The sequence below is a fragment of the Aquicoccus porphyridii genome (assembly GCF_008369105.1).
GTDB lineage: Bacteria > Pseudomonadota > Alphaproteobacteria > Rhodobacterales > Rhodobacteraceae > Aquicoccus > Aquicoccus porphyridii.
The window spans coordinates 1-531 of record NZ_VINQ01000095.1; the positions used below are offsets into that span (position 1 = coordinate 1).

Consider the following 531-nt stretch of genomic DNA (forward strand, 5'->3'; position numbering starts at 1 on the left):
TCACGCCGGAAGGCGCCAGACCAATGCTGCGGTCGGCAGAAAGATCGCCCCAACCGACCAAGCCATTGCCAGCCAGAATCTTGCGGCCCTTGAAATCGGCAGCGACCTTTTCCTTCACCCAGTCCTGAGTGGCGTAGATGATGCCGTTGTCGATCAGCAGCTGGACATTCTCCAGGCCGGAGAGCGCCAGGTTCACCCGAATGGTCTGGGTCCGCGCACTGCCACTTTCCATTGCAGCCTTGTAGCTGCAGGTGATCGGCGAGATGGAGCGGCATACCGAGCCGCCACTGACCACCCTGGAGCCGCGGATCCAGAAGCCACCTACCTCAACTGGCAGCACCACCTCGGCAACCAAGGTATTGGCGTTCTTGTCGGAAACGAACAGCCGATTCAGCTGAGCCCGATGGCGTTGGTTGATCAGGCTCTTCTGCGCCGCAGAAGGCAATGGATCCGGCGTGTCGCCCGGCGCACCGCCGGCATCGCCGATCAGCATATGAGTCGGCTGCCATTTCTTGCCTGCTGCACTGGCCG

1 protein-coding gene is annotated in these 531 nt (G+C 61.6%); it reads right to left on the bottom strand.

Going from position 1 to position 531, the window contains the following annotated elements:
* A partial coding sequence (locus FLO80_RS23735; RefSeq protein WP_246156795.1) for a phage tail protein occupies positions 1-493 on the bottom strand: 493 nt, incomplete at its 3' end.
* Positions 494-531 lie beyond the last annotated feature (38 nt).